At 60.4% G+C, this 12274-nt stretch carries 9 protein-coding genes and 3 tRNA genes; 7 read left to right on the forward strand and 5 right to left on the reverse strand.

Translation table 11 applies throughout. The features are described from left to right. Positions 1–52 precede the first annotated feature (52 nt). The gene (malT, locus tag K4O48_RS07215; RefSeq protein WP_222911362.1) at positions 53–2797 is read left to right on the forward strand and encodes an HTH-type transcriptional regulator MalT; all 2745 of its coding nucleotides are present in this window, start codon (positions 53–55) and stop codon (positions 2795–2797) included. 71 nt (positions 2798–2868) lie between these two features. Next, the gene (locus K4O48_RS07220; protein ID WP_222911363.1) at positions 2869–3417 is read left to right on the forward strand and encodes a sugar O-acetyltransferase; all 549 of its coding nucleotides are present in this window, start codon (positions 2869–2871) and stop codon (positions 3415–3417) included. Positions 3418–3463: 46 nt separating this feature from the next. On the opposite strand, the gene K4O48_RS07225 is transcribed toward K4O48_RS07220, so the two are convergent. Continuing rightward, complete coding sequence (locus K4O48_RS07225) at positions 3464–4744, reverse strand: hypothetical protein (protein ID WP_222911364.1); 1281 nt, start codon at positions 4742–4744, stop codon at positions 3464–3466. Positions 4745–5071: 327 nt separating this feature from the next. Here K4O48_RS07225 and K4O48_RS07230 point away from each other — a divergent pair, with 327 nt between their 5' ends. Further along, a complete protein-coding gene (locus K4O48_RS07230) occupies positions 5072–6691 on the forward strand; it encodes an alpha-glucosidase (protein ID WP_222911365.1) in 1620 nt (539 codons plus the stop codon). A gap of 56 nt (positions 6692–6747) precedes the next feature. Further along, the gene (gene malK / locus K4O48_RS07235) at positions 6748–7863 is read left to right on the forward strand and encodes a maltose/maltodextrin ABC transporter ATP-binding protein MalK (protein ID WP_222911366.1); all 1116 of its coding nucleotides are present in this window, start codon (positions 6748–6750) and stop codon (positions 7861–7863) included. Between the two features lie 38 nt (positions 7864–7901). On the opposite strand, the gene sugE is transcribed toward malK, so the two are convergent. The 3 genes from sugE to rdgC all read right to left on the reverse strand — a co-directional run bounded on the left by sugE (position 7902) and on the right by rdgC (position 10278). After that, a complete protein-coding gene (gene sugE, locus K4O48_RS07240) occupies positions 7902–8216 on the reverse strand; it encodes a quaternary ammonium compound efflux SMR transporter SugE (protein ID WP_222911367.1) in 315 nt (104 codons plus the stop codon). 136 nt (positions 8217–8352) lie between these two features. Then, positions 8353–9294: a bile acid:sodium symporter family protein gene (locus K4O48_RS07245; protein ID WP_222911368.1), complete on the reverse strand. Its 942-nt coding sequence runs from the start codon at positions 9292–9294 to the stop codon at positions 8353–8355. 63 nt (positions 9295–9357) lie between these two features. After that, complete coding sequence (gene rdgC, locus K4O48_RS07250; RefSeq protein WP_222912025.1) at positions 9358–10278, reverse strand: recombination-associated protein RdgC; 921 nt, start codon at positions 10276–10278, stop codon at positions 9358–9360. 214 nt (positions 10279–10492) lie between these two features. Between rdgC and K4O48_RS07255 the strand changes: the two genes are divergently transcribed. The 3 genes from K4O48_RS07255 (at position 10493) to K4O48_RS07265 (ending at position 11672) form a co-directional block, all read left to right on the forward strand. Then, positions 10493–10568: transfer RNA gene (locus tag K4O48_RS07255), tRNA-Val, on the forward strand. 13 nt (positions 10569–10581) lie between these two features. Beyond that, positions 10582–10658, forward strand: a tRNA-Asp gene (locus tag K4O48_RS07260). A 249-nt stretch (positions 10659–10907) separates the two neighbouring features. Continuing rightward, positions 10908–11672, forward strand: coding sequence for an FKBP-type peptidyl-prolyl cis-trans isomerase (locus K4O48_RS07265; protein WP_222911369.1), 765 nt, complete (start codon positions 10908–10910; stop codon positions 11670–11672). 507 nt (positions 11673–12179) lie between these two features. On the opposite strand, the gene K4O48_RS07270 is transcribed toward K4O48_RS07265, so the two are convergent. Next, a tRNA-Asn gene (locus tag K4O48_RS07270) sits at positions 12180–12255 on the reverse strand. Positions 12256–12274 lie beyond the last annotated feature (19 nt).

Here is a 12274-nt window from a genome sequence, read left to right on the forward strand (position 1 = left end):
ACACACGATGCGTCACGAAACCCGAACAGGGATTGGATCACGGGAGACGACCATGAACGCCGCAATACCTGAGCCTTTGCCGCTGATACCGGCGAAGCTGAGCATGCCGCCGATGCCACGCGGTTTGCTGGCGCGACCGCGTCTGGATGAGTGGTTCCAACGCCTCGGCGACGTGCGGCTAGCCGTGCTGCATGCGCCCAGCGGATTCGGCAAGACCACGCTCGCCTGCCAGTGGGCGCAGGCGTTCGATGGCCGGGTCGCCTGGCTGCAGCTTCATCCTGGTGACAACGATCCCCGTCAGCTCGGCCGCTATCTGCTGCACGTGATTGATGCGCAGCTGGCGCATGGCTGTGCGCGCAGTTTGCTACTGGCGGAACAGGGCGGCGAGGTGTTCGACACCTTGCTGACCCATCTGCTGGCGGAGCTGCCGGCCGAGCACGATCCGCTGCTGCTGGTGCTGGATGATTTCGAAACACTGAACAACCCCGAGGTCATCGCTGCGCTGCGCTTTTTCCTGCGAAACATGCCGGCGTGGTTGACCCTGCTCGTGTGCAGCCGCGGTTTGCCTGAACTGGGCGTTGCCGACCTGCGTGTGAAGCATCAGTTGTTGACGGTCGATGCGCCGCATCTGGCCTTTGAAACAGATGAGGTGGAGGCGCTGCTTAATCTGGGCCTTCCGGTCACGGTCAACCGCGAGCAGGTTGAGCGCTTGAACCGACGCATCGGCGGCTGGCCTTGCGCGTTGCAACTGGCCCTGCAGGAAGTGCAGACCGGTCGGGGGATGGATCTTTTTCTGGAAAATCTGCAGCTCGGGCATCCCTATATCCGCGATTACATGCGCGAACAGGTGACGGGTCAGTTGGGCGCGGCGACGCTCGAATTTCTCCAGGCGACATGCCTCCTGGAACGCTTCAATGCGCCCTTGGCGAATCGGCTGACTCAGGGCAGCAAAGCGCGCGACATGCTCGAACAGCTTGAGCGCAGTGGTCTCTTCATACAGCCGCTCGACAGCTTGCGGCAGTGGTACGCCTACCATCCGCTGTTCGCGATTTTCCTTCAGGGAGAACTGCGCACTCATCAACCGCAGCGAATGACGGATCTCCATCTGCGCGCGGCCGAAGCGCTGATGGCTGAGAGCATGCCGGAAGAAGCCGCACGGCACGCCGTGCAGGCAGGATGCCCGGTGCGGGTTGGCGAGGTGCTGGAGCGCCATGGACGGCAGTTCTACCGTCAGGGCCGGCTGGGGCTGTTGCAGCAGTGTCTGGAAACGCTTCCGGACGCGGTTATCGCCGGCTCGCCGCTGTTCACCCTGTTGCAGGCGTGGGTCTCGCAGAATTCCTACCAGTTCGACCAGGTCGAGCGTTGGTTCAAGGCGGGTGAGCAGACCTTGCAACACAGCTGCTCAGAAGAGGAGTGGGCGCGCATCGTAGGTGAATTCAATGCCGTGCGCGCGCAGGTGGCGATGAACCGCGGCGACGAGCAGCAGGCGATCGCCCTGGCTCGCGAAGCGCTGGTCCGCGAGCCGTTGATCATGCGCACCTCCAAGGTCGCAGCGCTGTCGGGGCTGGCCGAAGCGCATTTCGTCCAGGGCTTGTTGCCCCAGGCGCAGAAACAGTACGAAGAGGCCGAGCGCCGTGCGCGTGAGATTCGTGCCTCGCATTTGGTGGTCTGGAATCTCGGGCAGCTGTCTGAAATCGCCATCGCGCAGGGCTATCTGCAGAAGGCCTATTCGCTGCAGGAACGAGCGATCCAGTACGTCGAGCAGGCCGACCTTCAGGCTACGCCGATCATGGAATTCATCTACCGGGTACGCGGCCAGGTATTGCTCGAATGGCATCACCTGGACGCCGCCGAGCAGTGCGCGTTGCAGGGCATCCAGATTCTTGAAGACGTGGGCGACCGCTGGCTGTTGCAGTGCTACGCGCTGCTTGCCGGGATTGCCCACGCACGCGGACAACAGAGCGCCTGCGCCGACTACATTGGCAAGATGCAGAGCATGCTCGCCGACGATAACTACCACGTTGATTGGCTCGCCAACGCCCACGCCGTGATGCTCAGCTACTGGGACTCGACCCAGGACAAGACGGCGATTCAGCAGTGGCTGCTCACGGCGCCTGCGCTCGAACGCGGCGTCAATCACTTCGCCCAGTACAACGGTCGCAATCACGCGCGTGCTTACCTGTCGCTGAAACAGGCAGACAAGGCGCTGCCGATCCTTCGGCAGCTGCAGATTGATGCCGAACAGCACGGCCTGGTCATGGACTTGAACCGCAACCATATTCTGCTTGCGCAATTGCACTGGCAGCGCGAGGAGCGTCAACAGGCCCTCGATCATTTGCAGTTAGCACTGACCCTGGCCAGCAGCACGGGTGCCATCGGCAGCTTCCTGAGGATTGGCAAGCTGCTTATCTCGATGCTCAAGGCCTTGCAACACGAGCGTCGGCTCGATGAGCTGGAAGCGCAGCGCGCTGACCGGCTGATCCAGCTGGCGCAACAGCAGCGTGATTTCAGCCGGGCGATCCGCATCACCCTGGACGAAGCGGTGATTCAGGACATCATCAACCGCCCGGACGTGCCCGAACTGATCCGCCATTCGCCGTTGACGCGACGTGAATGGCAGGTGCTCAGCCTGATCCACGCCGGCCAATCCAACGAGCAGATCGCCGAGCACCTGAACGTTGCGCCTACGACGATCAAAACGCACATCCGCAGCCTCTATCAGAAGCTCAACATCACCCATCGCAACGAAGCCGTGCAGCTGGCGCGCAGCCTGCTGAGCAAGATCCAGGGTGAATAGCGTCGGATGACAGAATACGCATCCGGCCTGGTCCAAGGCTGGGTGCGTTCTTGTTCCACAGGGAGCCCGACATGTCGATGACCGAAAAACAGAAGATGCTCGCAGGCGAACTCTACCGGCCCGGCGACGCCGAGCTGCAAACCGACCAGGCTGCAGCGAAGGCGTGGATGGTGCGCTACAACGCTGCGCTCGGCGAAACACCAGCGGTGCGCCGTGCTTTGCTCATGGAGCTGTTGGGAAGCGTCGGCGAGGGCGCCGTGATCCGGCCACCGTTTCATTGCGACTATGGCTACAACGTTCACCTGGGTAACGACGTCTTCTTCAACTTCAACTGCGTGATTCTCGACGTGGTCGACGTGCGTATCGGCAATGGCACGCAGATCGGTCCGGCCGTGCAGATCTATGCAGCGGACCACCCACGCGGCGCGGAAGAACGCCGTAGCGGCCTCGAGTTCGGTCGCCCGGTGGTGATTGGCGAAAACGTATGGATCGGCGGTGGCGCGATCATTCTGCCGGGCGTGACCATCGGCGATAACGCGGTGATCGGTGCGGGCAGTGTGGTGACGCGCGATGTAGCGGCGGGAACGACGGTGGTGGGCAATCCGGCGCGTAGTCGCTGATCGACGTAAGAATGGCAGCCGGCGCAGGGCCGGCTGCCAATAACGCTTACTGCTGCGTCACGATGGCCATGTTGCCCGAGCCCATCTGCGACACCGTGGCGGCGTTGCCCATGCCGCTCTGGTCGAGGATCGCCTGGTTGGCGGTACCGCCCTGGAGCACCTGGGCCAGATGGCCTTCGCCGGTCTGCGTCAGGCTGACTTCGTTGTCGGAACCATAGATTTGCTGGATGTCAGCTACGTTGAGGTTGCCGTCCTGCACCACATCCACACTGTTGTTATCACCGTAGCTCGAACCGGTCAGCTCGTTGCCGGTGCCGGTCTGGCTGGCGGTGAGCAGGTTGTCGGTACCGTCCTGAGCGAAGTCGATCAGATGATCGGTGCCCTGCTGGGTGACGTAGGCTTCGTTGTACTCGCCCGTCTGCTGCAGTGAAGCCGTTTGGACGTTACCGTCCAGTTGGTCAATGGTGATGTAGTTGTTGTTGCCGGTCTGCTCCGTGGCGGCGTTGTTGCTTTCTCCAGCCTGGAAAATATCGGCGCTGTTGGAGGTTCCGTCCTGATAGATCGACGCCGTTTGCAGCGAGCCGCTCTGGTCTACATAGGCTTCGTTCATCAGCCCCATGGATTGGATGCTGGCGGTGTGGTCCGAGCCTTCCTGGGTCACGGATGCCACCTGAGCATCGCCTTGTTGGTCGATCTCAGCGCGCGAATCGTTGGCGTCGAACTGGAACACCGATGCGTCGTTGCCATTGCCGTTCTGGCTGACGATGCCTTCATTCCCCGCGCCGCCTTCCTGCCATACCAGCGAGACGTTGTCATTGCCGACCTGACGTTGCTCCGAGTAGCTCGACTCGGTATTGCTCTGAATGGCCTCTGCAAAGTTGTCGCTGCCTTCCTGCTCGGTCACCGCGGTGCTCAGGTCTGCGGCTGTTTGCTCGGTGAGCGCGGTGTTGTAGCTGCCTTCCTGGTACTGACGAGTACTGGCACCGAAGGAGTCGCTCTGGACGATGCTCGCGTCGTGGTTGTCGCCGTCCTGCAGTTGGATGGCTTCGCTCTGCTCAGTTGAGTTCTGCACGATGTCGGCGCGGTTCAGATCGCCGGTTTGGGTCTGAACGGCATCGGACATGATGGCCTGGTCCTGGGTGACCATGCCGTCGTTGTTTGCGCCTGTCTGCGCCTGATAAGACAGGTTGTCCTGACCACCGGTTTGAGTGACTTCCGCGACATTGTCGGTGCCGGTCTGGTTCTGTTCTGCGCTGTTGTCGTCGGCATAGGCCTGGGTGGCCAGAATCGCAATGATGGCGGCTGCGAGGGGCTTGCACTTGAACATGTTGTCTCTCCATGGTTTTGGCTGCGTGTCGCTCCTGGCCGTCGCGGCATCGCCAAGGGGAGGCGCTGCGGCAGCTACGGGGGGTCAGGCCGGGAACTGGACCGATCCTATAAGCGGGTCGTGACAAATAAGTGTCGGCCCGCCTGTTTATAGACGGTTCTCTGACTTTCTGCCGCCCGAGGCCGTGTCATTCGATCTACGCCCCCTCCGAGCGACGCCTCTACGCCGGAGCCATACGCCTCGGTATTGCCTGGCCAGGAGGATGTTGCGGCGGGTTGACGCACCTAGAGTGGCGGCGTGTTCCCCCAAACATCGAAGGTTGGTTGTATGAATCGCAATGACTGGTGGCGCGGCGGCGTCATATATCAGGTGTACCCGCGCAGCTTTTTCGACAGCAATGGCGATGGGGTCGGCGATCTGCTCGGTGTGGTCGAGAAGATCGACTACATCGCCAGCCTCAATGTCGATGCCATCTGGCTATCGCCGTTCTTCACCTCGCCGATGAAGGATTTCGGCTACGACGTGTCCGACTATCGCGGCGTCGATCCGCTGTTCGGCACGCTGGATGATTTCAAGCAGGTCATCGATGTCGCCCACGCACGCGGCATCCGAATCCTCATCGATCAGGTGCTCAATCACTCGAGCGATCAACACGCCTGGTTCAAGGAAAGCCGCTCCAGTCGCGACAATGAGAAAGCCGACTGGTACGTGTGGGCCGACCCGAAGGATGACGGCACCGTGCCCAACAACTGGCTTTCCGTTTTCGGCGGCCCGGCCTGGACCTGGGACAGCCGGCGCAAGCAGTACTACCTGCACAACTTCCTCTCCAGCCAGCCGGATCTCAATTTTCATTGCGAGGCGGTGCAGCAGCAATTGCTCGACGATATGGAGTTCTGGCTGAAGCTCGGCGTCGACGGCTTCCGGCTTGATGCCGCGAACTTCTACTTCCATGACCGCGAGCTGCGTGACAACCCGCCGAACCACGATATCCGCGAGGGCAGCATCGGCGTGCGCGCCGACAACCCCTATGCCTTCCAGAAGCATGTGTACGACAAGACGCAGCCGGAGAACCTCGACTTCCTGCGGCGCATTCGCCAGTTGCTCGAGCGCTATCCAGGCAGTGCCACCGTTGCGGAAATTGGCTGCGATCATTCGTTGCGCACCATGGCCGCGTACACGGGCGGTAGCGATACGCTGCACATGGCGTACTCCTTCGATCTGCTGACCGAGCAGTGCAGCCCAGGATTTCTGCGCCACACCATCGATTGCGTGGAGCGCGAGCTGGTGGATGGCTGGCCGTGCTGGTCCATCGGCAACCATGATGTGGTGCGGGTCATGAGTCGCTGGGCGCTGGCCAACCAGCCGGATCTGGCCCGCGGCCGCATGTTCATGGCGATGCTGCTGACCATGCGTGGCAGCGTGTGCCTCTATCAAGGCGAAGAGCTGGGGCTGGATGAAGCCGAGCTGCAGTTTGAACAGCTGGTCGACCCCTACGGCATTCGCTTCTGGCCCGAATTCAAGGGTCGCGACGGTTGCCGGACGCCGATGCCCTGGCATGACCAGGACCAGCACGGTGGTTTCAGCCGCGAGCAGCCCTGGTTGCCGCTGGCCGATCGGCATCTGCCGATGTCGGTGGCCGCCCAGGAGCCGGTTCCAGATTCGATGCTCAACATCTACCGCCGGTTTCTCGCTTGGCGTCAGGACCAGCGCCTGTTGATCGAAGGCAGTATGCGTACCGTCTACCATGACGACGCGCTATTAGTGTACGAGCGCCGCCTGGATGACGAGGTCTGGGTGTGCCTGTTCAATATGGGCGACAATGCGCGGCACTTTGATCTGTCTGCACCGGTCGAAGGGCTCGATGTGCCCTCGGCGACTGCGGTCTTCGAGGGCCACAGCGTACAGCTGCCCGCTCATGGTTTCGGATTCGCTCGTCGGCTCGGGTAACCCTGCGGACCCCGCGGCGCTTCGGCGCGGCGGTTGCTTGAAGGAGAACAATAAGAATGGCCAGCGTAACCCTGCGCAATATCTGCAAGAGCTATGACGATGTGCCCATCACGCGCGGCATCGACCTGGATATCGCCGACGGCGAGTTCGTGGTGTTTGTCGGTCCGTCCGGCTGTGGCAAGTCAACGTTGCTGCGTTTGATTGCCGGCCTTGAGGACATCACCGACGGCGAATTGCAGATCGACGGTGAGCGTGTCAATGAACTGCCGCCGATGGATCGTTCGGTGGGCATGGTATTCCAGTCCTACGCGCTCTATCCGCACATGAACGTCGCGGAAAACATGGCGTTTGGTCTCAAGTTGGCGAAGGTCGACAAGGCCGATATCCACCGCCGGGTGGAGTCCGTGGCAAAAATCCTGCAGCTTGACCAGCTACTGGAGCGTAAACCCAAGGATCTTTCCGGCGGGCAGCGTCAGCGTGTTGCCATCGGCCGGACCATGGTGCGTGAGCCCAAAGTCTTCCTCTTCGACGAACCGCTTTCTAACCTCGATGCGTCTCTGCGGGTACAGATGCGCATCGAGATCTCGCGCCTGCATCAGCGTCTTCAGGCAACGATGATCTACGTGACGCACGATCAGGTCGAAGCCATGACACTGGCTGACAAGATCGTTGTGCTCAATGCCGGGCGTATTGCGCAGGCCGGGCCGCCGCTGGAGCTGTATCACTACCCGAACAATCAGTTCGTAGCCGGCTTTATTGGCTCACCACAGATGAATTTTCTGCCGGTTCGCGCGCTGCGTGCCGATGAGGATTCCGTTGAGGTCGAGATGCCGGGCGGGAGTGCCATGCGGGTCGCGGTGGATGGCAGTCAGATCAAAGCGGGTGAGGCGCTGACGCTCGGTGTTCGCCCTGAACATTTCGTCGATCCTGAACAGGCGGATTTCGTTTTCAATGGCGAGATAGCGGTGGCCGAACGGCTGGGCGATCACAATCTGCTGCACCTGAATCTTGAGGGCGTCGAAGCGATGGTAGCGGTCGCGAGTGATGGTAACCGCCGTGTTGCCGTGGGCCAAGCCTTTGCGACCGGGCTGCTGGCCAACAAGTGTCATCTGTTTCGCGCTGATGGCGACGCCTGCTCACGGCTCTATCGTGAACCCGCTTTGCATGGCTGACAGCACGGCAGCCGGTGTTCGGCCGGCTGCCGTCAGCCTCAGTGGCTGAGTTTCAAACCGAGCAAGCCGACGCAGATCAGCATTACGCTTCCCAGGCGAAACAGGCTCATCGATTCGCCGAACAGGATGATCCCCGCAATCACGGTGCCGACCGCACCGACGCCGGTCCAGATGGCGTAGGCGGTGCCCAACGGCAATTCCTTCATAGCGAGCCCCAGCAAGCCCAGACTGGCCGCCATTGCTGCGACGGTAAGCAGGGTGGGAAGAGGGCGGGTGAAGCCTTCGGTGAATTTCAGGCCAACCGCCCAGCCGATCTCGAACAGACCGGCAAGAAACAGAATGATCCAGGACATACGCACCCCGACAGGACGGTGATTGGGCGGGGCCGTCCCCAATGAGTCTGTGCAGCCTGAGGTCGTCCTCAGCAGGCGTCATTGTCCACAACGCGTACGTCCGGGCAAGTCGCCCGGACCTGTGGTGACTCCGTGGCTATTGTTGGGGTTGGTCGTCTTTCATTCGGCGATAGATGGTTGCCAGTAGCGCGCCGGAGAGATTGTGCCAGACACTAAACAATGCGCTCGGCACCGCTGCTAACGGCGAAAAATGAGCGCTGGCCAGGGCTGCACCGAGGCCCGAGTTCTGCATGCCGACCTCGATCGACAAGGTCTTGCGTTGTGCCAGCGGCAGGCCGAAGGCCCGTCCGACCAGATATCCAATGCCGAGGCCAAGGCTGTTGTGCAGGATCACCACCGCCATGATCAGCAGACCGGATTCAGCGATCTTGGCCTGACTGGCCGCCACCACCGCCGCGACGATGATCACGATGCTCACCACTGACACTAGCGGCAGCACCTCGACGACGTGATGCACGCGGTTACCCAGCAGCCGACGAACGATCAGTCCAAGGGCAATCGGTAGCAGCACGATCTGCACAATCGACATGAACAATGCGGCGAAATTGACTGGAAGCCACGCCGAGGCGAGCAACCAGATCAGGGCGGGTGTGACCAGCGGGGCGAGCAGGGTAGTGACCGCGGTGATCGCTACCGACAGTGCTACATCACCGCGTGAGAACCATGCGATAACGTTGGAAGCGGTGCCGCCCGGGCAACAGCCGACCAGGATGACTCCAACGGCGATTTCAGGCGGTAGGCCCAGCACCTGACACAGCAACCACGCCAGCGCCGGCATGATCAGAAATTGCGAGCCGACGCCCAGCGCTACCCAAAGCGGACGGCGAGCCACCTCTGCGAAGTCTGCCGCTTTCAGCGTCAAGCCCATGCCGAACATGATCAGCCCGAGTAGCGGGACGATCCAGGCGGTGGCGGGTAGGAACCAGCTCGGTTGAAAGAAGGCGAGAACGGCAAATATCAGGACCCAGAGGGCGAAGGTGTTGCCAACAAAGCGGCTGAGGGCGGCGAGGGCGCGCATCGGGTTTACCTTGTGGTGATGGGAGGAGCGCCATCAGCCTAGGCCAATGGCGCACAAGGCAGTTTAGATGCCCTGCGGGATATCCTCACCACCGAGTGCTACGAACAGCGCAGGGAGAAATTCCTTGAAAGTCAACATCATCAGCAGGAAGCTGGCGTCCTGCTGGCCGAGGTCGTCATCGCCGCCATCTTGCTCGGCCTGATCCTGTAGCAGTTCCTCGAAGCGCAGCCGCTTGATCACCATTTTGTCGTCGAGTACGAAGGACAACTTGTCCTGCCAGCCCAGCGACAGCTGCGTGACTTGCTTGCCTACTTCAAGGTGCTGCTGGATTTCGTCGCTGGTCAGGTCCTGACGTTTGCAGCGCACGACACCGCCATCTTCATGGGTGTCGCGCAGTTCGCATTCGTCGAGTACAAAGAAGTCATCAGCGGCTTTCTGCGTCTTGACCCAGTCGGTCATGGTTGCCGAGGGTGCGACCTTAACGGTCAGCGGACGCACCGGCAGCGAACCGATGGCTTCGCGAAGCGTAGAGAGCAGGTCTTCGGCACGCTTCGGGCTGGACGCGTCAACCAGGATCACCCCCTGCTCCGGCGCAATGGCGGCGAAGGTGCCGGACTTGCGAATAAAGGCGCGCGGCAGGAAGGCTTGGATAATGTCGTCCTTTAGCTGCTCGCGCTCTTTTTTGTAAACCTTGCGCATTTGCTCGTTTTCGATCTCGTCGACCTTTTCCTTGAGCGCGTCCTTGACGACGCTGCCGGGTAGGATGCGTTCTTCCTTGCGGGTCGAGATCAGCAGGAAGCCTTGGCTGGCGTGTACCAGCGGGGCGTCTTCACCTTTGCCGAAGGGGGCGACGAAACCGTAGGTGCTCAATTCCTGACTGGCGCAGGGGCGAGCGGGCTTGGCGGCCAATGCAGCTTCAAGTGTCTCGACATCGAAGGGGACGTTCTGGGTGAGACGGTAGACGAGCAGGTTGCGAAACCACATGGCGATTTGAAACTCCGGTGAAAGCAAAGCGCGCATTATTCCCCTCTAGCGAACGCAGGCCAACCCTGCCGAGCGGCAATGCTGATGGAAACCGCAAAATCGCCCATAAACAGAGGGTTTCCTAAGTCTTTGTAAGTTCTTAAATTTTTTTTTCAAAAGGGGGTTGCCAAGGTCAGGAACCCTCTCTAGAATGCGCCCCACTTCGAGAGCAAACGGGTGATTAGCTCAGCTGGGAGAGCATCTGCCTTACAAGCAGAGGGTCGGCGGTTCGATCCCGTCATCACCCACCACTCGAGGTTTAGCGCAGCGGTAGTTCAGTCGGTTAGAATACCGGCCTGTCACGCCGGGGGTCGCGGGTTCGAGTCCCGTCCGCTGCGCCATATTTGCAATCAAGGCCCGCTGAACACCTTGATAGCTCAAAAGAAAGCGACCTGATGGTCGCTTTTTTTTTGCCTGCGATTTGTGTGTTGGGCCCGTTTGTAATCTTTATGGGTTTCGTGCGGCACTTCCTGACTTTGCATTGTCTTTACCTATTACGTCGGTACGCTCGGTAGCCACTGCCGGTTAGCGACTGTTAAGCTCCGGCAATCGTTTAGCTTCACCCCTTCAAGCGTATTTAAGGAAACAGAATGAGACATCAACGTTTGGCGTCTGCGATAGCCCTGGTTGGCTTGGTCCTGGCGGGCTGTGATTCGGAAACCAGCGCCAAGCTGGAAACGCCCGCGCAGAAAGCCTCGTACGGTATCGGCCTCAATATGGGCAAGAGCTTGGCCCAGGAAGGTATGGCTGATCTGGATTCGAATGCGGTAGCGCAGGGCATCGATGATGCGCTCGGCAAGAAGGATCAGAAGCTGACCGACGAAGAGCTGATGGAAGCCTTCGCCTATCTGCAGACGCGTGCTGAAGAGCGCATGGTCGAGATGAACAAGGAAGCGGTCGAGGCGGGTAAGAAATTCCTTGAGGAAAACGCTAAGCGCGAAGGCGTCAAGACCACTGAGTCCGGTCTGCAGTATGAAGTGATCAAGGAAGCCGAAGGTCCACAGCCAGGTCCGGACGATGTCGTCACCGTTCACTATGAAGGCACTCTGACCGACGGCACCGTTTTCGATAGCTCGATCAAGCGTGGTACTCCGATCGATCTGCCTGTCGGCGGTGTGATCCCGGGTTGGGTGGAAGGTCTGCAGCTGATGCATGTAGGCGAGAAGTACAAGCTGTACATCCCGAGCGAGCTGGCCTACGGCGAACAAAGCCCCAGCCCGCTGATCCCTGCTAACTCGGTGTTGGTCTTCGATCTCGAACTGCTAGGCATCAAGGGCGACGAGAACGAAGCCGCTCCGGCCGCTGAGCCCGAGGCGGAAGCTGGCGAATCGGCTGAAAGCACCGAAGCGCAATAAGCTCTGCCGTATAACGAAACGCCCCGCCGATGCGGGGCGTTTTCGTTCTCGGGGATAAAAGCTTTATGCAGACCTTTGCACGTCAGTATTTTCGTAGGAGCGAGCTTGCTCGCGATCAACGGGGTATGCGGGCTCGGAACGGCGGCTTAGCGCGGTTCGCAAGCAAGCTAACTCCTACAAGGTTGCGCGAACACATGCCCGGCCACTGAACGCCAGCACGCCATGTTCTTCGTAGGAGCAAGCTTGCTCGCGATCAACAGGGGATGTGGGCTCGGAACGGCGGCCGAGCGCGGGCAAGCCGGCTCCTGCAGGTCGCGGATACAATAAAGCCCCGGTCTAAACCGAGGCTTTGAATTTGGCTCCGCGACCTGGACTCGACTGCGCAGCAGAACGCGCTTCAGCGCGGCCCCGAAGGGGTGAGGCTTGCCGAATAACCTGGGACGAAGTCCCTGGTGAGAGTCCAGCGGATACAAAAAAGCCCCAGGTTTCCACCTGAGGCTTTGGAATTGGCTCCGCGACCTGGACTCGAACCAGGGACCCAATGATTAACAGTCATTTGCTCTACCGACTGAGCTATCGCGGAACAGCGGTGCGTATCCTAA

The organism is Pseudomonas sp. DNDY-54 (assembly GCF_019880365.1).
In the GTDB taxonomy this organism is placed as follows: Bacteria; Pseudomonadota; Gammaproteobacteria; order Pseudomonadales; family Pseudomonadaceae; genus Stutzerimonas; species Stutzerimonas stutzeri_P.